This window comes from Sphingobacterium sp. HJSM2_6 (assembly GCF_049316305.1).
GTDB lineage: Bacteria > Bacteroidota > Bacteroidia > Sphingobacteriales > Sphingobacteriaceae > Sphingobacterium.
Window position 1 is genome coordinate 232,104 of record NZ_JBMOXB010000003.1, and the last position, 20,261, is coordinate 252,364.

The window sequence follows — 20,261 nt, forward strand, 5'->3', positions numbered from 1 at the left end:
ATTATAGAGTAGCGATTTCTTTGTCCTTTTTCATCAGCCTTTTCCAATTGAAATACCCTAAAATAGCGATGATAAAAAGAATGCTTGTCAATAAAGCAAATAGATATAATCCTTTGTGGTATAATAAAGGAACTGCAAATAGATTACTAATATTCAGCAATATCCAATTTTCTATTTTCCGTTTAGCTAATAACCACATGCCTGCCCATGCCGTAGAGGTAACCCAGGCATCCCACATCGGAACATCGGAATTAGTAATATGCTCTAATAAAAAATAAAAAAATACAAAACCGATGAATACAATTGCCAATACAATTTGCCATTCCCGATTGCTACAAGAAGATATGGGCTGCTCCTTAGTGCCTGTAGCATATTTCCAGAACCACCAGCCATAAATACTCATGAACAGATAATACCCCTGCAATGCTATCTCACCGTATAATTTTGCCGAAAAGAGGACAAATATGGCGGTACAGATACTGATGATACCGAATAAATAATTGGAAACTTGATTGTTTTTAGAAAGGATGACTTGAATGACTCCGCAGATGACAGAAATACGTTCTAGCCAAGAAGTTTGTACAATGGCTAACCAAATTTGATGAGCTATATCTTCCATAGTATAGTAATTTAACACTAATAACAATGGAAATGCCTTCTCTTTAGACTTTAAAATTATTTTCCTACGCCAGAATTACCTGGATCAGGTTCATTCTGAATAAAATTCAGAAATGGGTATAATCTCAGCCCTTTAGGTGTCTTAATTAAATTAAGACACCAAAGCACCCCATATTTTATAATTATTTATTCAAATTCAAAATTTGATGCGTTCTTTGACGAGTAGATTCACAAAGTGCAGCATCATCATTTATTTTCTTGCCCCAAGTAGGGATCATTTCTCTCAATTTCTTACGGTAAGAGTCTGATTTAGCACGCTCAGGGAAACATCTCTTCAGCAAGTTGATCATGATAGCTACCGAAGTAGAAGCACCCGGAGAAGCGCCTAATAAGGCTGCAATAGATCCATCTGCACTCGAAACCACCTCGGTACCAAATTCTAAAATTCCGCCATGTTTAGGATCTTTCTTAATCACTTGCACCCGTTGACCAGCTTTTTCGATTTCCCAATCTTCCATTTTAGCCGTAGGCATGAACTGCTTTAAGGCATCTAATTTATCCTGAGGTTTTTTCATGACCTCGGTAATTAAATATTTGGTTAAAGGTAAATTGTCCAAGCCAGCAGAAAGCATAGGTCGGATATTCGATAATTTGATGGAAGCCGGTAAATCAAAATAAGAACCTTTTTTCAAGAACTTTGTTGAAAATCCAGCATAAGGCCCAAACAATAAGGCTTGTTTACCATCGATATAACGTGTATCTAAATGTGGAACAGACATCGGTGGAGCACCAACAGAAGCCTTACCATACACTTTGGCATTATGTTGTTTAATTATTTCTTCATTTGTACATCTCAACCATTGGCCTCCTACTGGAAAACCGCCATAGCCTTTTGCTTCAGGGATACCAGATTTTTCCAATAATAACAAGGAATGTCCTCCTGCCCCTATAAAAACAAATTTTGCTAAGAGCTCTCTTTTCTCCCCCGTTTTAAGATCTTTTACTTCCACTTCCCAACGACCGTCATCTTCACGTTCTATATCTTTCACTTCTTGATTGAGTGATAATTTAATATTATCCTTAGCGTCTAAGTAAGTAATTAAATCTTTGGTAAGTGCGCCAAAGTTCACATCAGTTCCAATCTCCATTTTAGTAGCGGCGATAGGTTCTTCGGCAGAGCGCCCCTCCAGCATTAATGGTACCCATGTCTTTAACAAAGCAGGATCTTCAGTATATTCCATACCCTTAAACAAATGATGTTTGGTCAGGGTTTCAAATCTTGTTTTTAGAAATTTTACATCTTTCTCGCCAAAAACGGCAGACATGTGTGGGACACGACGTATAAAATGGCTGGGGTTTTTAATGATATTCTTTTCGACCAAATAGGACCAAAACTGTTTAGAAATTTCATATTGTTCTGCGATGCTGATTGCTTTATCAATCTTTACACTACCATCTGCCTGTTCGGGTGTATAGTTTAACTCACAAAGTGCTGAGTGTCCAGTTCCTGCATTGTTCCATGCATCTGAACTCTCTGCAGCGACGACATCCAGTCGCTCTATAATTTCGATATTGATATCCGGACTTAATTCATTAATCAACGTTCCTAATGTTGCACTCATGATACCGCCACCAATCAAAACAACATCTACTTCCGTTTTCTTTGTTTTTTTACCCATGGTTCTTAAATGAAGTACAAAATTAATATTCAGTTTAAATTAAAGCGAATAAATTTGTCAGAAACGTTTCAAATAATTACATTTTTATCAAAATATACAATCTATTTATTTATTTTTCTCAGCCTGTAACTTCCATCAAAGTTGATGACAGGCTTCCTTATCCAAACTTATAAGCAATATTTTGTAAAAATACAACCTAATAGTTGCTTATATTACCGAATTGTAAGAATAAAATTTCATTAAAATTAAACTACTTGCAAAAGAAATACACAAGCTCAATTTTTAACAAATCTTTCTGAAAAATCAATTACCGTAAAAATATTTTTTAAACTCCTAAAAATTAAAATTTTCAGACCGAGTATATGGGTTCACAAGCAACATAAGTGCGCTTAAAATATGTTATTAACACCTTAGAAGCAGTATTTTTTTTGTATTATGCGCTTTATTTTTCACATTTGTGATTGTATATTCACTTACATAAGTTAAAATCTATGAAATTGTTAGCCGGAAAAACCGCATTAGTGACCGGAGCGTCAAAAGGAATTGGACGTAAGATTGCAGAAGTATTTGCTCAACACGGCGCAAATGTAGCTTTCACTTACCTATCCTCCGTTGAAAAAGGCCAGGCACTAGAACAAGAACTTCAACAATTTGGCACCCAGGTAAAGGGCTATCGTAGCGATGCTTCCAAATTTGCAGAAGCGGATCAACTCATTACTGATATTGTCGCAGATTTTGGAACCTTAGACATTGTTGTTAATAATGCAGGGATTACCAAAGATGGGCTATTAATGCGCATGACCGAAGAAAATTGGGATGATGTCATTAATATTAACTTGAAGTCTATTTTTAATATTTCAAAAGCGGCTTCCAAAGTTATGATGAAAAATCGTAAAGGAAGTATCATCAATATGAGTTCGGTAGTGGGTGTTCAAGGAAATGCTGGACAAGCTAATTATGCTGCATCTAAAGCTGGTATTATAGGATTTTCGAAATCATTGGCAAAAGAACTTGGTTCGAGAAATATTCGTACGAATGTGGTTGCACCAGGATTTATTAGAACTGAAATGACCGAGGTCTTAGATCCGAAAGTAGTAGAAGGCTGGGAAGCAAATATTCCATTGAAACGTGCAGGTGAACCGGAAGATGTTGCCAATACCTGTTTATTTTTAGCATCCGATTTATCGGCCTACGTTACTGGACAAGTAATTCCAGTTTGTGGCGGTATGTTATAGAATCCATCTTTAGAAAGATTGAGGAAACTCAAAATCTTCAATCTTTCTAAATATTCTAGCGAATCATACCATCCACATTCGCCTGGTCCCCGCTCCTTAAAACTTGCTATTTTCTTTCCTTTACTTTAGTCTCTACACACTTATTTATTCAAATCCATATTCAGGTGAAAATTATGGAAAGATAATTGCTAATTAGAATTCAAATAACTGATGATGACTGAATATATTCCTTACCTTATTTCCTTATTTGTGGGCGTTGGTTTAGCTGCTGCTACGGGCTTTAGAGTATTTCTCCCTATCTTTTTAATCAGTTTAGGAAGTTATTTGGGTTGGTTTCCATTGGCGGCGTCATTTTCTTGGATGAGTGGGATATCAGTGGTTATAGGGACCGGTATCGCGATGGTTTGCGAAATTGCGGCATACTACCTACCATTTATAGACAATGTGCTAGATAGCATCACAGTTCCACTAGCCACAGTCGCTGGAACGATCTTAGTCGCTGGTCAGTTTACCGAAATCAATAGTTTTGTACAATGGGCTTTGGGATTAATTGCTGGGGGTGGAACAGCGGCGACTATCAGTGCTGCCATGGCTGGGACTCGAGCACTTAGCTCCTCCACGACAGCTGGCATAGCTAACCCTATAGTAAGTACCGTAGAGACTCTCTTTTCCACGATCATGAGTTTTATATCCATATTCTTGCCTATACTTGCCATCGTATTGGTTGCAATACTTTTATTGATGACGTATAAATTCAGCAAGAAGATTTGGAATAAATTACAAACAAAACCTAAACAGCCTTCTTCTTATTAAGCGCATTTTTTCTGTTATGGTGTATTTCCTTATCTACGATAATAGGGGAATAATTTACCCAACAATATGAGCTAAGGGGCAATAAAATGAATATCATGAAGCCTGTCCAAAACCCAACTAAACTGCCAATTATCCAACTCAAAAGCAGTACGAGTACTGGGTATCCAAATAATAGGACTCCAAATAATATGGAATCAAAGAATATGGTGCCATCGGTTTTTAATTTTACTTGTGCTTTAACATATCGATAAAGCTGTTGATGCAAAAGCTGACCAATTTGTGCAGGAATTTTCATCCATTCTTTCGAATTGTTTTTTACAGCCCTTGGATCAATGGATTCGCTAGGGATACTAAACTCCATTTTCTCCCGCAATCCGGAAAGCACCACAGAAACATCTACTACCCCATTGACCATATAATTGGTACAGTCTAATGGCGATAACCCTTCTAGGGAGGCCGCCTTTGGAACATAATCAAAGGAACTATAGGCTAAAACATAAGGTTGTATTTGTACGGGTACATCTCTTTGCACGGCTCGTTGAATCAATTGACTAATGCCATCTGGCATAAAATGTTGCAATTGATATACATTTCTTGATACTCCTTCGGGGAATAGGAAGATGCGCTTACCTTCTTGCATTAATTTAACCGCTTCATCCATCGTAAAGGCATTCTTAACTGCTGCGTCGGGATCGTCATTTCGCTTATAAATGGGCAGCATAAAAAGATTTCGAAGCATCCAATGACTCCAAGTATGTTTAAATGCGTCTCCACGCGCTAAAAACCTCATTTCATTTTTTGAATAGGCCGCGATAAGTATAGCATCGAAAAATGAATTCGGATGGTTTGCGACGACTATAGCAGGAAGATTATGCGCTGCATAATCTAAATTTTTACATTGTAAATCAGTCACATACCATTTTAAGCCGAATCGAACAAATGATTGCATTAAGCGGTAAAAAAACATAGAATTTTACGATTAAGTGTTATTTTTTATTGATAATCAAAAAGTAAGCCTAATTTTCTAAATTAATCTTCTTTCATCGAATCTGTTATTTTTTGAATATTTAGACTATTGGCCATGGCACTGAATATCTTATGGTATACCTGCTGCTTATCAAACAACTCATCATGCGTACCATCTTCCACTACTCGACCTTTTTCCATCACAATAATGTGTTCAGAATCGATGATCTGCGATATGCTATGCGACACCATAATGACTGTTCTGCCTTTTTTAATAGAGTCTAAGCTATTTTTAATCTGTTCGGTCGCAATGGCATCCAAATTTGCCGTAGGCTCATCCAAAAAGATTATGGCGGGATCTTTTAAAAATAAGCGAGCAATCGCGATGCGCTGCTGCTGTCCTCCTGATAATAAATGGGCTTCCGATTCATAGCCTCTTTCCAATTCCATAATCTGATCGTGAATATACGCTTTTCTTGCAGCCTCTTCGACTTCGGCTAAGGTAGCACTCGTTTTGCCATATCGTATATTTTCTGCGATAGTTCCTTTAAAAATATGGTTTCTTTGCAAGACTAATCCAATCCGCTGGCGAAGATAAGAGGTATCGTATTCTTTTATATCGACACCATCTAAAAGAATTTCTCCAGCACTCGGCTCGTAAAACTTATCTAACAGATTGATTATTGTACTTTTTCCTGCGCCAGACAAACCTACTAGGGCTGTATTTTGATTTGGATTTATGGTTAAATTGACGTCGGTTAAAGCTTGATGACCATTTGGATATACAAAATCAACATGCTTCATTTCGATCTTTCCAACAATTCGTTCAGGCTTATAGGTCCCGCTAGGTTCATGTTGGCTATCATCCTCCAGTATTTCGAAGAAACTTTCTGAATAGATTAATGCATCGTTGACTTCATCATATATACGATGTAATTGGCGAATGGGCGCGGAAACGTTATTAAATAACATGATATGAAACATAATCGCACCTATGGACATTTGCTCATTCAATACAAAGTAAGCTGTGAGGATAATGACTATAACCACACCAATTTGTTCGATAAAGCTTTTTATGCTATCAAATATGAAACTGGTTTTACGGGTGGCCATTTGGTTTTCAGTCATGTCATATTGAATTTGCTTATGACGTTCGGCTTCTATATCTTCCCGTACAAAAGACTTTATTACGGAAATAGAATCAATTAAATTAATGATTTGATTGTTCTTGTTTTCCCGATAAAACCGCATGTTACGACGAAAACCAGACAATCTATTTGCTTGTAATTGAGATACATAAAAGTAAATTGGAATAATAAACAATCCGACAAGCCCTACATAGAAGTTAGCGAGAAACATACACACTAAGGCAACTATAGCATTGGCAAACAATGGTAGGATATCGATAAAAAAGTTTTGTACTAATCGTGTTAATGAACTAATTCCGGCATCTATTCGGGTTTGTAGCTTGCCCGATTCGTTTACACTAGACGTGTAAAAAGCCATTTTGTAGGTTAATATCTTATTTACTATGGATTGTGAAAAATCCCTAGCAATCATGATTCTCAGCTTCTCACCATAAAACTTTTGTCCAAACTGAACACAGGAATATATAACCTCTTTGGCAAGTAAAATGGCTGATATGATCCCCAATAAGTGCAGACCTGTTTTAAGGGGTGTTTTATCGACTAAAAGAACACTGATACTATCTACCGTATATTTTAGGATAAAAGCGTTCACCTGAGCTGCAAATGACCCAATGATGGTTAATACCAGGGTGTAGCATATGAGGTTTTTATAAGGCTTGGTAAAAGGTGTTATTTTTTTGAAAAGGTAGCTTATGGTCATATTGGTTAAACATTAAAGGAGCGTAAAAGTTTAACCAAAACCTTTCCAACTAATATTTTATTGGATATTGGGAAATGAATTCAAACTTATAATCCTGATGTTGTTTTAAACTATCGATTAATCCAGTCAATAATGCTTGACCTTTTTTATTTTGAAACATATCGTCATGCATGAGCAATACCACATTGTTTGCTTTTAAAGTCGACTTATTGGACAACATATTCTGGATACGCTGATATACTTCGTTTACAGACTGTACAGGATTTCCTGTAAGTCCATTGATTTTCCACTCGACATCCCATCCATATATTTTAAATCCATTTACGCCTAACAAATCTGCAGCATGACTACCTGAACTTAAATCCACACGACGAACATCATCAAATAGCCATATATTTCTTCCTGGTAATCGCACAATTCGATGCGTCAATTCTAAATCGGTTTCACATTTTTCAAAATCAGCTAATACCAATTCGGGATTGCTATAAAATGCATGAAAACGATTACCTGCATGGGTGTAACTATGGTTGTAACATTCGACCAATGGATTTTCTTTGTAACGTAAAAAATCGCGTTTCAGGCGTTTGCTCATATTGGCATGTTTACCAACAAGAAAGGCATTGATTTTAATATTTTTTGCGGAAATAATGGAATCTATTGCTGAACTACCAATCAATGGTCCATCATCAAAAGTAAGGTAGATATGTTTATCTTTTTTATTCAGTTCCCTATAAATAGAATCTCGCAATAGTCGTTTCGCAACTCTAGGTTCTACCGTATTTAAGGAATCAACAGCTGGAAATTGAATTTTATTTTTATTCAATGAATCCAAGAGATCCATTAATTTCGTGGTATCTTTTACTAGCTTTTTTTCAGAATTTAATTGATCATTTTTACTAGAATCACTTCCAAAGATTTGGGTAGCCGAACCTACAAATGGATTACATGATGAAAGAAAGGTTATAGAAATAAATAAGCAAATACCAGCAATAAAAGTGTTCTTCAAAATATCCACAGCACAATGAATTAATTTTTTTTCAAAAGTAATAATATTTCAGATAAATTATAAATAATTAAGGGGTTAATGATTTAACCCCTTTTTAAATTTTGTCAAATGTAGTTTATAGCTTACCTATGGTATGGATATCGTTTATCCATTTTTTTGTGGTGCTTTCCGTGTGCTTTTTCAATACGTCTGATCTCCATATTTCTAGATTTTTCGTAACGTCTAGCTTCTTTATGATCTCTCCATGCAACTTGCTTATAGTTTCTGCTATAGCCGTGGTAATGATCGTGATGACGACGATGGTTATTCCATGGGTTACGATCATTGATGACTACTTTATATGTTCTGTATAAATCTACTCGGTTATAATGACGAGGTAAATGGCGATTAGCTATCCAACGTCTACCATTGTAATAATGATAATTCCGATTAGAGACATCATAGTATACATCAATTTCAGGTAAATAATAGTATCGTGCATAATCATAACCTGCAGGACCCCAATTGGGTTGAACACCTATATTAAAGCTAACATTAATCTGAGCTGATGCGGGTTTCGCAATAAAAATAAATCCTAAAAACAAGGTAGCGTAAAATAACTTTTTCATATATCCTCCTTCTATTTTTTGTTAATCCTATTAATTATTTTATATCCTTATGACCTTAGGATGATATAAAAGGATTAACCTTACACTTAAAAAAAATAGAAATCATTCATTACTTTACTTAAAATCAATCTATTAATTTGTAGAATGCTTTTAAAATTTAACGAATACATATAAGTTTATAAATAAGTAAATACCTAAGGAATCTACCTGTTATTTTAAGCCAAATTTGTATCTTTGTCGCAATTTTAACAAAAAGAAATTATGGCATTACAATGTGGTATCGTAGGCCTACCTAATGTAGGCAAATCAACTTTATTCAACTGTTTATCCAATGCAAAAGCGCAAGCAGCAAACTTTCCGTTCTGCACCATTGAGCCAAATATTGGAGTAATTACAGTTCCTGATGAGAGATTGAATAAGCTAGCTGAATTAGTTAATCCACAACGTATTGTTCCAAATACTATCGAAATAGTTGATATCGCTGGTTTAGTAAAAGGCGCGTCAAAGGGTGAAGGTTTAGGAAATCAATTTTTAGGAAATATCCGTACTACCAATGCAATTATCCATGTATTAAGATGTTTTGATGATGGTAATGTAATCCATGTGGATGGTTCGGTAGATCCGATTCGTGATAAAGAAATTATCGATACTGAATTGCAGTTAAAAGATTTAGATACGGTGATAAAACGCATCCAAAAGGTAGAAAAGATGGCCAAAACTGGTGGTGATAAAGATGCGAAAAAGACCTTTGATGTATTATCGGTTGTAAAAGACCATTTAGAATCAGGAAAATCAGCGCGTACTGCACCTATTGCTCCTGAAGACTTGGAATTCATCGAAGACTTGACCTTATTGACAGCAAAACCTGTATTGTATGTTTGTAATGTGGATGAAGCCTCTGTGAATACCGGAAACGCTTATGTAGAACGCGTACGTGAAGCTGTAAAGGATGAAAAAGCGGAAGTCTTGGTGATATCTGCTCAAATAGAATCGGAGATTGCGCAGTTGGAAGACTATGAAGAGCGAAAAATGTTTTTAGATGATCTTGGTTTGGAAGAATCTGGTGTTTATAAATTGATTCGTGCAGCATACCATTTATTAGATTTAGCAACTTATTTTACTGCTGGAGTACAAGAAGTTCGTGCTTGGACCATAGAGAAAGGGTTTACCGCACCACAAGCAGCAGGTGTTATTCATACAGATTTTGAAAAAGGATTTATTCGTGCCGAAGTAATCAAGTACCAAGATTTCACGCAATATGGATCAGAAAATGCGGTTAAAGAGGCTGGTAAATTGAGTGTAGAGGGAAAAACATACATCGTTGAAGATGGTGACATCATGCATTTCCGTTTCAACGTATAATATTAAATAACTTAAAACAAGTTAACAACATTAGAAAAGGGCTGAATCATCAAAGATTCAGCCCTTTTTTGTGTAATACAGGCTACCCATAATTTGTAACTCACACATTTATAATTAAATAAACACGGCTAATTGAAGAAAATAAAAAACTAAATCGAAGCATTTTTGTAATTTAGATAGGAAATAAACTATACCATTATGATAACGAATAAATTTTCTAGAATACTATTGGCGGTTGATGACTCCCCTTGTTCTCACCGTGCAATCGATTATGCTCGAGATATTGTGAATGATATTCATCCAACCCTTGCTATAGTGACCGTAGTTCCTCCTACCTCGCCTTCAGCTTATGGTGGAGACCCTTTATTGGGGCAGCAACCTATCATTATCGCAGAAGTATCGGAAATCCAACAGCAAGCTTCTCAAGAGTTTTTAAACCGTCTAGCTACTGAATTTAATGGCGCTAAAGAAACATATACGTTTAATCGAGTTGGTGATATCCGTGATGAGATTTTAGCTGCCGCAAAAGAATGGGCGGCAGACTTAATTATCATTGGGAATAATGGACGTACTGGCTTTGATCACTTCCTTTCAGGCAGTATTTCTGAAGCATTAATTCGTAAAGCTTCATGCCCCGTATTGGTCATTCCATTAAAATGTGACTAGGGCTTTTGCAGCCTTGCGATGAACATGGAGTCGGCACATTGTTGATAGCCTTTTAAGTAGTTCATGCTCATTAACTCAAAACCCAATTCATTAATTATATAATCGACTACTTGTTCATTCTCCTCTTTAAAAACCGAACAGGTAATATAAATCAACGATTTACCAGAACGAAGATATGTCGTTGAATTTAAGGCAATTTTCTTTTGAAGATCTTGAAATTTAATGATGGAATTAACGTCAAAGGAAGAAAGGCTTTCTGGAGTTCTCCCCCAAGTACCTGAACCAGTACAGGGAGCATCCAATAGAATTCCATCAAAGCGTTCACCTTGCATGATGTGATCTACAGCTTGACTTAGATCCAGTATCTTTTTACGATAATAGGTCTTCACAGCAGCTTGTTCAAATCGCTCATCCAAATTACGTAGAATACTTGGTCTGATATCCGACACCATCAGTTTGATGTTAGGTTCCTTATCCAGTATCATTAACGATTTACCACCAGAAGCAGCACAACAATCCCACCAGGATTGCTTCGCCTCTATAGGGATAAATTCACTCGTCTGTTGAGAGGATAAATCCTGAACTTCATAATACCCATTTATCTTGTTTAGATCTTGCAATTTAGTCCCGTTTGAAAGGCTAAACGTTGTAGATCCTATTTGTTCAAAGTCAATACCTTGTTTTGTGAATTCATTGATTACAGCTGCAACTTTATCTTTTTGCACACGAATAAACAAATTAGGCTGTATAAAATGAGAACTTATAAATGGAACTTTATCTAGTTGATCGGACAAATGCCTAACACCAGGGAATACATCCTCCATAAATGGACCATAATTCGATTCAATAACTAAAATCTTATCTTCTATGGCGCTTTCCATTACGTCCAGCCATTCAGGCTTATGCAGTGCGACCACTGCGCTTGCCGTTGAGCACAAAAATTCCGCTATGACTAGTCTTTCTACATGGTTTAAAGAAGAAAATGCCTTCCCAATGCGAAAAAAGTTATAGCACAAACGGTTATTCATTCTTCGATCAGAAGAACCCATTTGTTTATTCGTTTTATAAAATGTCGTTAGAAAGCGTGCAAAAGGCTCATGCTGTTCATATAAACTGATGCATCGCTCAAAATTCCGAATATGCTGTTGTGTTCTATTGATGTTGAATTCCAAAACTATAGATTATTGAAAGGAACCATTCCTATAGGTTTTCAATTTGACTCCTTGATTGACATAGCCCCATTGCGGATTATACGTAAATTCATATTTATTAAACAATCCTTGATACTTTTCTTCCAGCAATTTACTGGAGTAGTCTGCACCGTATTTGTTTAATAAAGCAGAGAAATAACGACCTGCATCATACCCTTTGTAGGAGTAATCCGAAGGATCCACTTTATATAGCGCTTTATAATTACGCACAAAAGTTTGCGCATCGGTATTCCATGCTCTCAAATGGCTTTCAGAAGAAATAGTTGGATCCATTCTATAGAAATTGGAATAAGGGCTAAAATCTATTCTATCCCATAAAGGATGTCCAAATAAACGAATCATAAATCCATCAGATACTTTATCATCCAAAGCGGAGATCAAGGATCTTAATTGCGTTTTTTCAGTAGTTCCACTAACAATAAATGCCGTCCCTACCTCTAGCAGTTCATGTCCTATTTGGGTCGCAGATTGAACATGTTTGATTTGAATCGCAGGATTTTTAGTTTTCAACTCTTGATCAAAACCTTCTATAAATTGCCGATGATCATGGTCACGAGCATCAAAGACAATCACTACATCCCCTGATTTATATTTCGATACAATAGATTCTACTATGGAACGCATATGCATCCGAATAGGTGGAGTTAATGAAACAAGATTTGCAATATTAAACTCGGTTGGCATCATCGCAGCCAACGGACTTACTTGAAGCACTTTCTTATTGGTATTTGCTTTCGCAAAAGAGCGTATTTCTTTTGGATAAATAGGACCTACGATCAGACTAGCGTCTTCAACATGTTTACTTGAAGCTAATGAAATATTCTTCATCTCATTATCTTCAGTATCCATCACATTGATGGTCACATCTTTCCCTTTTTTTGCAACCTCATTTACACCAAGTTGAAATCCTTGATAAAAATCCAGCGCTAAAGCAGACCTTTTCACATCCTCTTCTACTACACTAGTACCGGCCACTTTATCCAATTGAAATGGAAGCATCAAGGCAATGGAAGTTGCTTTTAAATCCTCCTTTTTGGAATCTTTTCCTTTATCCGTATCAGCACCAGTATGCTCACCCGTATTCGCACCTACATTACCACCAGTATGCCCAGGGTTACGTAATACAGCAGTCGTTTTTGGGGAACAAGAAATCGCAGCAAGCATACCTACAAGGCATGCTGCTGAGACCATATATTTTTTAATTAAATAATTTGTTTTATTCCCACTCAATAGTTGCTGGTGGTTTTGAACTGATATCATAGACAACTCGATTGATTCCTTTAACATGATTAATAATCTCATTTGAAATTTTAGCTAATAAATCATAAGGTAAATGAATCCAGTCAGCAGTCATACCATCCAAAGAACCAACAGCTCTCAATGCTACAACATGTTCATAGGTACGCTCATCGCCCATTACTCCTACTGATTGAACTGGCAAAAAGATAGTTCCTGCTTGCCAAACCTTATCATACCATCCCGCTTCTTTTAAATTGCGGATATAGATATCATCAGCTTCTTGCAAAATTCGTACCTTTTCTTCAGTAATTTCTCCCAATACGCGAATTGCTAATCCAGGACCTGGAAAAGGGTGTCTTCCTAAGATAGCTGGATCTACTTCCAATGACTTTCCAACCCTACGCACCTCATCTTTAAATAAAGTCTTTAATGGTTCTATAACCTTTAATTTCATATAATCAGGTAATCCACCTACATTATGATGAGATTTGATAGTCGCTGAAGGACCTTTAACAGATATCGATTCAATAATATCTGGGTATATGGTTCCTTGACCTAACCATTTTGCTTCAGCGCCTTCTGGTAATTCTTTCTGTATACTTTTCGCGGCATCATCAAATACATCAATAAATGATGCACCTATGATCTTACGCTTTTGTTCAGGTTCTGAAATACCTTTTAACCTTGAAAAGAACAATTCCTTAGCATTAACTCCCTTGATATTCAAGCCCATATTACGATAAGACTCAAGTACTTGTTCATACTCATCTTTACGTAATAAGCCATGATCTACAAAGAAACAATGCAATTTTTCACCAATCGCATGATGCAAAAGAACGGCTGCTACAGTCGAATCCACACCTCCCGATAAAGCCATAATTACATGGTCATCACCTAAGGTGTTTTTCAATTCTTCAACCGTAGTATCTACAAAAGCATCTGCTGTCCAGTCTTGTTTACATCCACAAATATCAATCACAAAGTTTTTCAGTAAAACTTGTCCATCGGTACTGTGTGTAACTTCTGGATGAAACTGGATTCCGTAGGTATTAGTACCCTCTACATGATAAGCTGCTACGCGAACTTTATCGGTACTAGAAATAATTTTAAAATTTGATGGAACCTCTTTAATGGTGTCTCCATGAGACATCCAAACTTGAGACTGCGAAGGTATGCCCTTTAATAATACATTCTCTTGATCAACGTATTGCAAATTAGCACGACCATATTCTCTAATCTCCGATGGCAATACATTACCGCCAGATTGCTGCGCTATGTATTGAGCACCGTAACATACGCCCAATAAAGGGAAACGTTGTTCAATTGATTTAAAATCAATCTGAGGTGCATCTTCTTGCCTTACAGAATATGGGCTTCCGGAAAGGATTACACCTTGTACCGAATCATCAAATTCAGGAAGATTATTAAATGGATGAATTTCACAATAAACATTTAGTTCTCTTACACGACGAGCAATCAATTGTGTATATTGAGATCCAAAATCGAGAATGATAATTTTTTCTGACATGGCGCAAAGTTACAAATCAATATCGATTTTTAACGAGGAAATTTAACTTATTACTTCATTCCCAATACCTACCTAATATTTAATCGATAGGTATCCTATTGCAGTATTTATAGCATAAAATTTAGCCTGTTCAACAAAACCAAAAAGCTATTCGGCGGATTTAGCACTAAGCTATTACCCATATATTTAACAAACTAAAGAAAATTACAAACTTTTATTTCCGTAAAAATTGATTTTACCACCTGCAACTTGACGTTGTTTTCTTTCTTTTGGATTACCATACACATCTATTGCCCCGCCCACACGGGTTTCTGCGTCAATACTTTCAGAAGCAAAAACTTCGGCCTTTCCACCGGCATTCACACGAACAAAAACATCCTGCGTATTTAAATCCTTTGCAAAAAGCGAACTGCCAGCAGTAGAAACTACACGCAGAGACTCCGTATTGCCCAATAGATCTACTGTACCCCCTGTATTTACCTGAACATCCACCGATTTCATTGTCAATAATGCCCGAACCTTTGCTCCTTCACTTGCAACTATTTGAATGGATTCACCTTCGAATGATTTTTCTTCTAGATTCAATTCAGCACCCTTTCTAGCGATAATTTTTGAAAGACTGGGCGTGTAGATAACCACCCTTGCTAAGTTCCCTTTCAGATAATGACCCGCTTTCATTTTTAATTTTAATTCAGATCCCGCTAGCAAGAGTTCCACCTGTTCAGATAATTCTCCTTCAATAATAACCTCATTCCTATCACTAGGGATAACAGACACCCACAATCGGTCTGTGACACTTAAGGTTTCTACGGTATTGATACTTCGTTTTATTTGAGCTTCTACCGATTGACAAAACAGCGTAACAGCTAATAACAGTAATAATGTAAATTTCATATATGCTAAATTATAGTTTTATCGTCCCAACAAAGCTAACTCTTGGCTACTATACATATTAGCACCTTTTAAATACTTATATATAAGCTCTTTAATATCTTGATCAGCTAACTTATGTAAGTTATTAACCATAAACTCTTTATCATCTTCTATCTCCCCACAATATCCTAAATATTTAGGAATATGATATTGAATACTAAGGCGTATAAATCTTAACTCGATATTATTTGGATTTAACTTCAATTCCTTTTCAAGCCTATTCTTTCCATCCTTAAAGTATCCCATTTTCTTAAAAGGATTTGAGGTATGTTTTGCCATAAACATATGGAACGCAGCGGCGTAACCTTTTTCGACTGAATTATCGGCCTCTGATTCTAAAATTTCAAGGTATTTCTTACACAGCTTCTCATCCTTTACCCCTTTGTTAAAATCCTCACGAACCGCATCCAAGTCTAATTTCTGAGCAGATAATTTAGCTGAAAATAATAGTATTAGTGATATAACTGTAATTCGTATCATCTTAATATGGCTTATATTTTATTAATATACTAAATCTCTTAGAATAAAAAACGAATTTAACATTTAGCAATAACTACAAAAATCTTACCTAAGTCCAATTTATCCTATTATTTTTTAATAATCGATTCAATAAAATAACTAAAAAGCATATATTAGTAGGTAACTAATCAAATTATAAACGCCATGGTAAACAATGAAAACGAATTTTCAAATTCTTTAAATCCATCAAACAACCTGAATGAACAAAATCCACCGAATTTAGTTTTAACGACAGCTTCTAAAGATTTTTTACTTGAAACAGCGAAATGGGCAAAATTCATTTCATTAGTCGGACTAATTATTATCGGAATTTATTTAGTCCTATTATTGTTTATGTCTACAATGTTTAGTAGTGTTTTCAATCAGATGTTCTCTAAACAAGTGGGGATGGAAGCATACAGCGGAATTTTATCAGGAACTTATTTTTTTGTAATAATCGTTATTTTACTCATTTACATTACCCCGATTTGGATGTTATATAAATTTAGCACCAAAATTAAACATGCGATTTTACAGAATAATTCGGAAGAGCTGCAAGTTTCACTCAATTTCCTTCGAAGGCATTATAAGTTTATAGGAATATTGGTTGTTATTATGTTATCTTTTTATGCCCTTCTTATAGTAGGAGGATTTATTATTTCCATAATTTCATCCATAAACAGTTAACCTTTAATTTTGACTATGCAAGTGAACCTTCTGCTAACCTTATGGCAAATTTTCATTCTCTCAGAAATCATCCTAAAGATTTATACTTTAAACTTGATTATTAAGAATAAAACGGCAATTAAATATCCACTTGTCATTTATTTGATTATGACCATAGTTACTCCATGGATAGGGAGTATAATAACCATCTGTACGATCAAGGCGAATCAGTTAAAAGAAGTCTAACCGAAATGCATTACACTGAACAAGTAATCAATAAATAGCTAATAAATTGTAATAAGTGAAATCAGCCTAGCGCATCGGCCAAAAAAAGCTGTTTTTAAATAAATAAAGCGAATATGAAACATATTCGCTTTATTTCCAGTACCCAGCGCCGATATTCCTAATTTCCTCATAATCATTTCTTTATTAAAATTGTCAACAGTGATGTTAGCAATTTTAGTCTTCAACAATATTAAGTTCATGTCCATAAAAATCTTCTTTTTGAAATTTGCCATTTGAAAAATACCTGCATGTATATATTGGGGCATCCTCCCTACCTGGATATATACTCACATTTATAATCTGCATAATAATTTCTTTGCCGAACCATTTATGCTTAGCGAAATTCTTATTTTTAAATTTAGTCATATAACACTTTAAGTCTAATTATTGCCAATAAATTCTAAACCCAAAATTGTCAAAGTTACTTCTTCATTAAACTTGTAAATAACAATTGGATATTTATATTTTCTAGAATTGGTCCATTCTCTTCCGAATGATATTGAAAAATCCGCAGAATAATAATCCGTTAAATCCTTTTCTGAAAATTTTCTCTCTATTTTGTCCGTCAGCCCCTTAGATCATTTAAATATTATCTATCAAACTTTGTAAATTAAAAATATTGAAACTGTTAGCATTAAAGTTTTTAAAGGAAATATTTTTTACTTTATGATCAATAATTTTTTTTACAACACTATCAAATAAACCAAACTCTAAATCATCAATCGATATTTCAATGAAAATTTTAGGAAAAGCTAAAAATTACTCAACAAATAAAAAAAATCTTGAATGTTTTTGATTAGGGATATTCAAAATAAAATATATGCTATTCGACTAAAAAGGTATGGGTTGATTCAAGATTTTTTTAAAGAGTCATCTTTCTTAAATATTCCGATGTTTGACGATAATGTAATTTCTATAATATTAAGAAAACATGTAAAATGCAATAAAATAACTCAAAAATAATTTACAATTAACCATTTAATTATAAAGTATTATTGCTTAATTAATAAATTATTGTTAAACTTGAATAAAGTTATTTTTAATTTATTTGTTGTATAAAAAATCAAAAATTTATTTCGCCTTAATGACTTTATTGACATTTGTTTCTATGAACTCATGTAAAAAGGAGCCTGTTGAGACAGTAGAAAAAACAAAACCTAAGCAAACATTGCAACAAGAACCTTCTTCAAATGTTTTATATAATGAACATTCTACAGAAAAATTAAAACATCTTTTACAAAACACCAAATTAGAATCAAGTAGAAAAATTTTGAAAAAATCAATTGAAAGAAATTTAAAGTTTGAATCCAATAGACAAAATGAATCAAGATTAAATCAAGATAAAAAAGCTTCATCAAGAATCAATATTGACTTTAATGAAAATTATGAAGAAGGTATTAGTATTGCAGAATTTATGGCTTATAATGAAAATTATTCAAGTATTGTAATGGTTCCTGGAGAATCTGGAAATCAAACAATTAATTGGGATATAATTTCTAATAGATTAGGTTTATGGAGGGTTAAGGGTTACGCTACAGTTGGAAAATTTGGAAATAAAATAACTATAATTAATTTTAATAATTTTGGAAGTTATGAAGAGGGATGTTTTTATGCAATATCTGGTATTTCAGGAATTTCATCAGCAATCGAAGGGATTACAGGTTTAAAAGGGGCCTATGTGGATTGGCAACAAACTACAGAGTCATCTGGAAACAATGAATCATATGGATGGATCGAGATATCTGGTAATTTAATTACTGGTTCAAAAGATACATTTGCAATAAGGGAAAGAATTTCTAGTCGTGCAATTCTTTATGTAGCATATATAAAACCTAGATTAATAGGGAAAGATATTTTTGGTAATCCAATATATGAAAATCCATGTAATAATTAATTTTAATAAATATTATGAGTTCAAAACTTAAAATTAAAAATATACTGAAATTTGGATTACCAATAATACTATTTTTAATAATTTTTAAATTAACAAACATTTGTCGAGGAAATGAACAAGATTCAATAAAAAACTGGATGTATATTTGTAATTCAAATACTTTATCTGGCAATTCAATTGACACAATATATCAAATTGGTTCTTATTTATTAAGGCTACCGAATGAAACTAAAATCATAAATTATGGAAATATTAAAAATGAAGGTAATCCTAAAAAAGATACAATATTTGAAAAATTATGGAGAATTGAAGTTATTGATATGTCTAACGATAGTATTTACGTTTTTAATGATAACTATATTAATCCTAAATATTTAAATAAAAATTTATTAAATACATCAGAGTTAATTGGATTTAATATTTTTCAATTTAAAAATTTTCCAGAAAAATTAAAAACACCAAATTATAAGCTAGAATATATAGGAGAAATAACACATAAAAATAAAAAATGTATTGAACTACAATTTAACTACAAAAATGAAAATTTATTAAAAATTATATTAGATCAATCACTAAATACACCTTTTGATATTGACCTAGATTTAGAGGGTAAAGGGAAGTTATGGGGAGCAATAGTTGAATTAAATTATATCTCAGAAGGAAAAAGCTTTAGTCATATAAAAATTGATTATGTAAATAAAGTTCCTAAAGAAAAAATTTCATTATTTAGAAAATTATTAAAATATATTTAATTTATCAATACTTAAACTATAAATATAGCCTAGCAATCAGTTAGGCTTTATTTATTATACACCATACTTGTTAGTTAAGTTATATGATCATATTGTAATCATTCGTATCCGGATCTCCTTTAAACCTATTTTTTAAAATTACCTGATCAAAATCAATGAAGTGTAAGGGTCATTCAATTTGAAGGGGAATGTAATCTCGATCAATATTTCCTGGAACGGAAATTTGAACTTTTAAATAAAGGGATACAAAACCATTTTTTTTGATTCTGTTTTTCCAAACATGCAATCCAGTTGAAAATTTAAACATGGTACCAGGTGATTGAGAATGTTTTACCATAACCCAATATTCATGTCTACATAAATGTCTACATAATTATGGATCAAGTGGAATTCTTGGGGGGAATAAATTCTTAAGCATATAGTTTCATTACTCGATATAGGAAGAATTTGGTAT

The 20,261-nt window shown here is 34.1% G+C and carries 18 protein-coding genes; 7 read left to right on the forward strand and 11 right to left on the reverse strand.

The window, feature by feature from the left end; translation table 11 throughout:
- Position 1: 1 nt before the first annotated feature.
- Together pnuC and ACFRAE_RS04795 are read right to left on the reverse strand one after the other, a co-directional pair.
- On the reverse strand, positions 2-619 hold the full coding sequence (gene pnuC, locus ACFRAE_RS04790) for a nicotinamide riboside transporter PnuC (protein WP_422795984.1): 618 nt from the start codon (positions 617-619) through the stop codon (positions 2-4).
- Positions 620-800: 181 nt separating this feature from the next.
- The gene (locus tag ACFRAE_RS04795) at positions 801-2,297 is read right to left on the reverse strand and encodes a malate:quinone oxidoreductase (protein ID WP_422795985.1); all 1,497 of its coding nucleotides are present in this window, start codon (positions 2,295-2,297) and stop codon (positions 801-803) included.
- A gap of 491 nt (positions 2,298-2,788) precedes the next feature.
- Between ACFRAE_RS04795 and fabG the strand changes: the two genes are divergently transcribed.
- Together fabG and ACFRAE_RS04805 are read left to right on the forward strand one after the other, a co-directional pair.
- On the forward strand, positions 2,789-3,532 hold the full coding sequence (fabG, locus tag ACFRAE_RS04800; RefSeq protein WP_422795986.1) for a 3-oxoacyl-[acyl-carrier-protein] reductase: 744 nt from the start codon (positions 2,789-2,791) through the stop codon (positions 3,530-3,532).
- A 210-nt stretch (positions 3,533-3,742) separates the two neighbouring features.
- Complete coding sequence (locus ACFRAE_RS04805; RefSeq protein WP_422795987.1) at positions 3,743-4,345, forward strand: DUF4126 domain-containing protein; 603 nt, start codon at positions 3,743-3,745, stop codon at positions 4,343-4,345.
- Here ACFRAE_RS04805 and ACFRAE_RS04810 read toward each other — a convergent pair.
- From ACFRAE_RS04810 to ACFRAE_RS04825, 4 genes are all read right to left on the reverse strand, one after another.
- The gene (locus tag ACFRAE_RS04810; RefSeq protein ID WP_422795988.1) at positions 4,323-5,312 is read right to left on the reverse strand and encodes a 1-acyl-sn-glycerol-3-phosphate acyltransferase; all 990 of its coding nucleotides are present in this window, start codon (positions 5,310-5,312) and stop codon (positions 4,323-4,325) included. The two genes, ACFRAE_RS04805 and ACFRAE_RS04810, sit on opposite strands and share 23 nt — an antisense overlap.
- Positions 5,313-5,374: 62 nt before the next feature.
- Positions 5,375-7,159: an ABC transporter ATP-binding protein gene (locus ACFRAE_RS04815; RefSeq protein WP_422795989.1), complete on the reverse strand. Its 1,785-nt coding sequence runs from the start codon at positions 7,157-7,159 to the stop codon at positions 5,375-5,377.
- A 49-nt stretch (positions 7,160-7,208) separates the two neighbouring features.
- Positions 7,209-8,174, reverse strand: coding sequence for a polysaccharide deacetylase family protein (locus tag ACFRAE_RS04820; protein WP_422795990.1), 966 nt, complete (start codon positions 8,172-8,174; stop codon positions 7,209-7,211).
- A 113-nt stretch (positions 8,175-8,287) separates the two neighbouring features.
- A complete protein-coding gene (locus ACFRAE_RS04825; protein ID WP_422795991.1) occupies positions 8,288-8,773 on the reverse strand; it encodes a hypothetical protein in 486 nt (161 codons plus the stop codon).
- Between the two features lie 261 nt (positions 8,774-9,034).
- Here ACFRAE_RS04825 and ychF point away from each other — a divergent pair, with 261 nt between their 5' ends.
- A complete protein-coding gene (gene ychF / locus ACFRAE_RS04830; RefSeq protein WP_422795992.1) occupies positions 9,035-10,135 on the forward strand; it encodes a redox-regulated ATPase YchF in 1,101 nt (366 codons plus the stop codon).
- A gap of 198 nt (positions 10,136-10,333) precedes the next feature.
- Complete coding sequence (locus ACFRAE_RS04835) at positions 10,334-10,801, forward strand: universal stress protein (protein WP_422795993.1); 468 nt, start codon at positions 10,334-10,336, stop codon at positions 10,799-10,801.
- Here the strand turns inward: ACFRAE_RS04835 and ACFRAE_RS04840 are convergent.
- The 5 genes from ACFRAE_RS04840 to ACFRAE_RS04860 all read right to left on the reverse strand — a co-directional run bounded on the left by ACFRAE_RS04840 (position 10,798) and on the right by ACFRAE_RS04860 (position 16,192).
- Positions 10,798-11,973: an RsmB/NOP family class I SAM-dependent RNA methyltransferase gene (locus tag ACFRAE_RS04840; RefSeq protein WP_422795994.1), complete on the reverse strand. Its 1,176-nt coding sequence runs from the start codon at positions 11,971-11,973 to the stop codon at positions 10,798-10,800. The genes ACFRAE_RS04835 and ACFRAE_RS04840 overlap by 4 nt on opposite strands.
- Positions 11,974-11,982: 9 nt before the next feature.
- Positions 11,983-13,272 carry an ABC transporter substrate-binding protein gene (locus ACFRAE_RS04845; RefSeq protein WP_422795995.1) on the reverse strand — a complete coding sequence of 430 codons (1,290 nt, stop codon included), beginning with the start codon at positions 13,270-13,272 and terminating at the stop codon, positions 11,983-11,985.
- The gene (gene guaA / locus ACFRAE_RS04850; RefSeq protein WP_422795996.1) at positions 13,229-14,779 is read right to left on the reverse strand and encodes a glutamine-hydrolyzing GMP synthase; all 1,551 of its coding nucleotides are present in this window, start codon (positions 14,777-14,779) and stop codon (positions 13,229-13,231) included. Before guaA ends, ACFRAE_RS04845 begins: the two co-directional genes overlap by 44 nt.
- A 204-nt stretch (positions 14,780-14,983) precedes the next feature.
- On the reverse strand, positions 14,984-15,673 hold the full coding sequence (locus ACFRAE_RS04855) for a GIN domain-containing protein (protein WP_422795997.1): 690 nt from the start codon (positions 15,671-15,673) through the stop codon (positions 14,984-14,986).
- Between the two features lie 18 nt (positions 15,674-15,691).
- Positions 15,692-16,192 (reverse strand): hypothetical protein, encoded by a 501-nt coding sequence (locus tag ACFRAE_RS04860; protein ID WP_422795998.1) that lies wholly within the window; start codon positions 16,190-16,192, stop codon positions 15,692-15,694.
- Positions 16,193-16,375: 183 nt separating this feature from the next.
- Here ACFRAE_RS04860 and ACFRAE_RS04865 point away from each other — a divergent pair, with 183 nt between their 5' ends.
- The 3 genes from ACFRAE_RS04865 (at position 16,376) to ACFRAE_RS04875 (ending at position 19,807) form a co-directional block, all read left to right on the forward strand.
- A complete protein-coding gene (locus tag ACFRAE_RS04865) occupies positions 16,376-16,897 on the forward strand; it encodes a hypothetical protein (RefSeq protein ID WP_422795999.1) in 522 nt (173 codons plus the stop codon).
- A 1,372-nt stretch (positions 16,898-18,269) separates the two neighbouring features.
- Complete coding sequence (locus ACFRAE_RS04870) at positions 18,270-19,055, forward strand: hypothetical protein (RefSeq protein ID WP_422796000.1); 786 nt, start codon at positions 18,270-18,272, stop codon at positions 19,053-19,055.
- 14 nt (positions 19,056-19,069) lie between these two features.
- Positions 19,070-19,807, forward strand: coding sequence for a hypothetical protein (locus tag ACFRAE_RS04875; RefSeq protein ID WP_422796001.1), 738 nt, complete (start codon positions 19,070-19,072; stop codon positions 19,805-19,807).
- The last annotated feature ends 454 nt before the right edge of the window (positions 19,808-20,261 follow it).

What these genes read in the sequence shown, in the direction of transcription:
- pnuC (WP_422795984.1), bottom strand. Translation starts at nt 619, where the DNA reads ATGGAAGATATAGCTCATCAAATTTGGTTAGCCATTGTACAAACTTCT.
- guaA (WP_422795996.1), bottom strand. Translation starts at nt 14,779, where the DNA reads ATGTCAGAAAAAATTATCATTCTCGATTTTGGATCTCAATATACACAA.
- ACFRAE_RS04805 (WP_422795987.1), top strand. Translation starts at nt 3,743, where the DNA reads ATGATGACTGAATATATTCCTTACCTTATTTCCTTATTTGTGGGCGTT.
- ACFRAE_RS04855 (WP_422795997.1), bottom strand. Translation starts at nt 15,673, where the DNA reads ATGAAATTTACATTATTACTGTTATTAGCTGTTACGCTGTTTTGTCAA.
- ACFRAE_RS04810 (WP_422795988.1), bottom strand. Translation starts at nt 5,312, where the DNA reads ATGTTTTTTTACCGCTTAATGCAATCATTTGTTCGATTCGGCTTAAAA.
- ACFRAE_RS04845 (WP_422795995.1), bottom strand. Translation starts at nt 13,272, where the DNA reads ATGATATCAGTTCAAAACCACCAGCAACTATTGAGTGGGAATAAAACA.
- ACFRAE_RS04795 (WP_422795985.1), bottom strand. Translation starts at nt 2,297, where the DNA reads ATGGGTAAAAAAACAAAGAAAACGGAAGTAGATGTTGTTTTGATTGGT.
- fabG (WP_422795986.1), top strand. Translation starts at nt 2,789, where the DNA reads ATGAAATTGTTAGCCGGAAAAACCGCATTAGTGACCGGAGCGTCAAAA.
- ACFRAE_RS04875 (WP_422796001.1), top strand. Translation starts at nt 19,070, where the DNA reads ATGAGTTCAAAACTTAAAATTAAAAATATACTGAAATTTGGATTACCA.
- ychF (WP_422795992.1), top strand. Translation starts at nt 9,035, where the DNA reads ATGGCATTACAATGTGGTATCGTAGGCCTACCTAATGTAGGCAAATCA.
- ACFRAE_RS04815 (WP_422795989.1), bottom strand. Translation starts at nt 7,159, where the DNA reads ATGACCATAAGCTACCTTTTCAAAAAAATAACACCTTTTACCAAGCCT.
- ACFRAE_RS04865 (WP_422795999.1), top strand. Translation starts at nt 16,376, where the DNA reads ATGGTAAACAATGAAAACGAATTTTCAAATTCTTTAAATCCATCAAAC.
- ACFRAE_RS04835 (WP_422795993.1), top strand. Translation starts at nt 10,334, where the DNA reads ATGATAACGAATAAATTTTCTAGAATACTATTGGCGGTTGATGACTCC.
- ACFRAE_RS04870 (WP_422796000.1), top strand. Translation starts at nt 18,270, where the DNA reads ATGAACTCATGTAAAAAGGAGCCTGTTGAGACAGTAGAAAAAACAAAA.
- ACFRAE_RS04825 (WP_422795991.1), bottom strand. Translation starts at nt 8,773, where the DNA reads ATGAAAAAGTTATTTTACGCTACCTTGTTTTTAGGATTTATTTTTATT.
- ACFRAE_RS04860 (WP_422795998.1), bottom strand. Translation starts at nt 16,192, where the DNA reads ATGATACGAATTACAGTTATATCACTAATACTATTATTTTCAGCTAAA.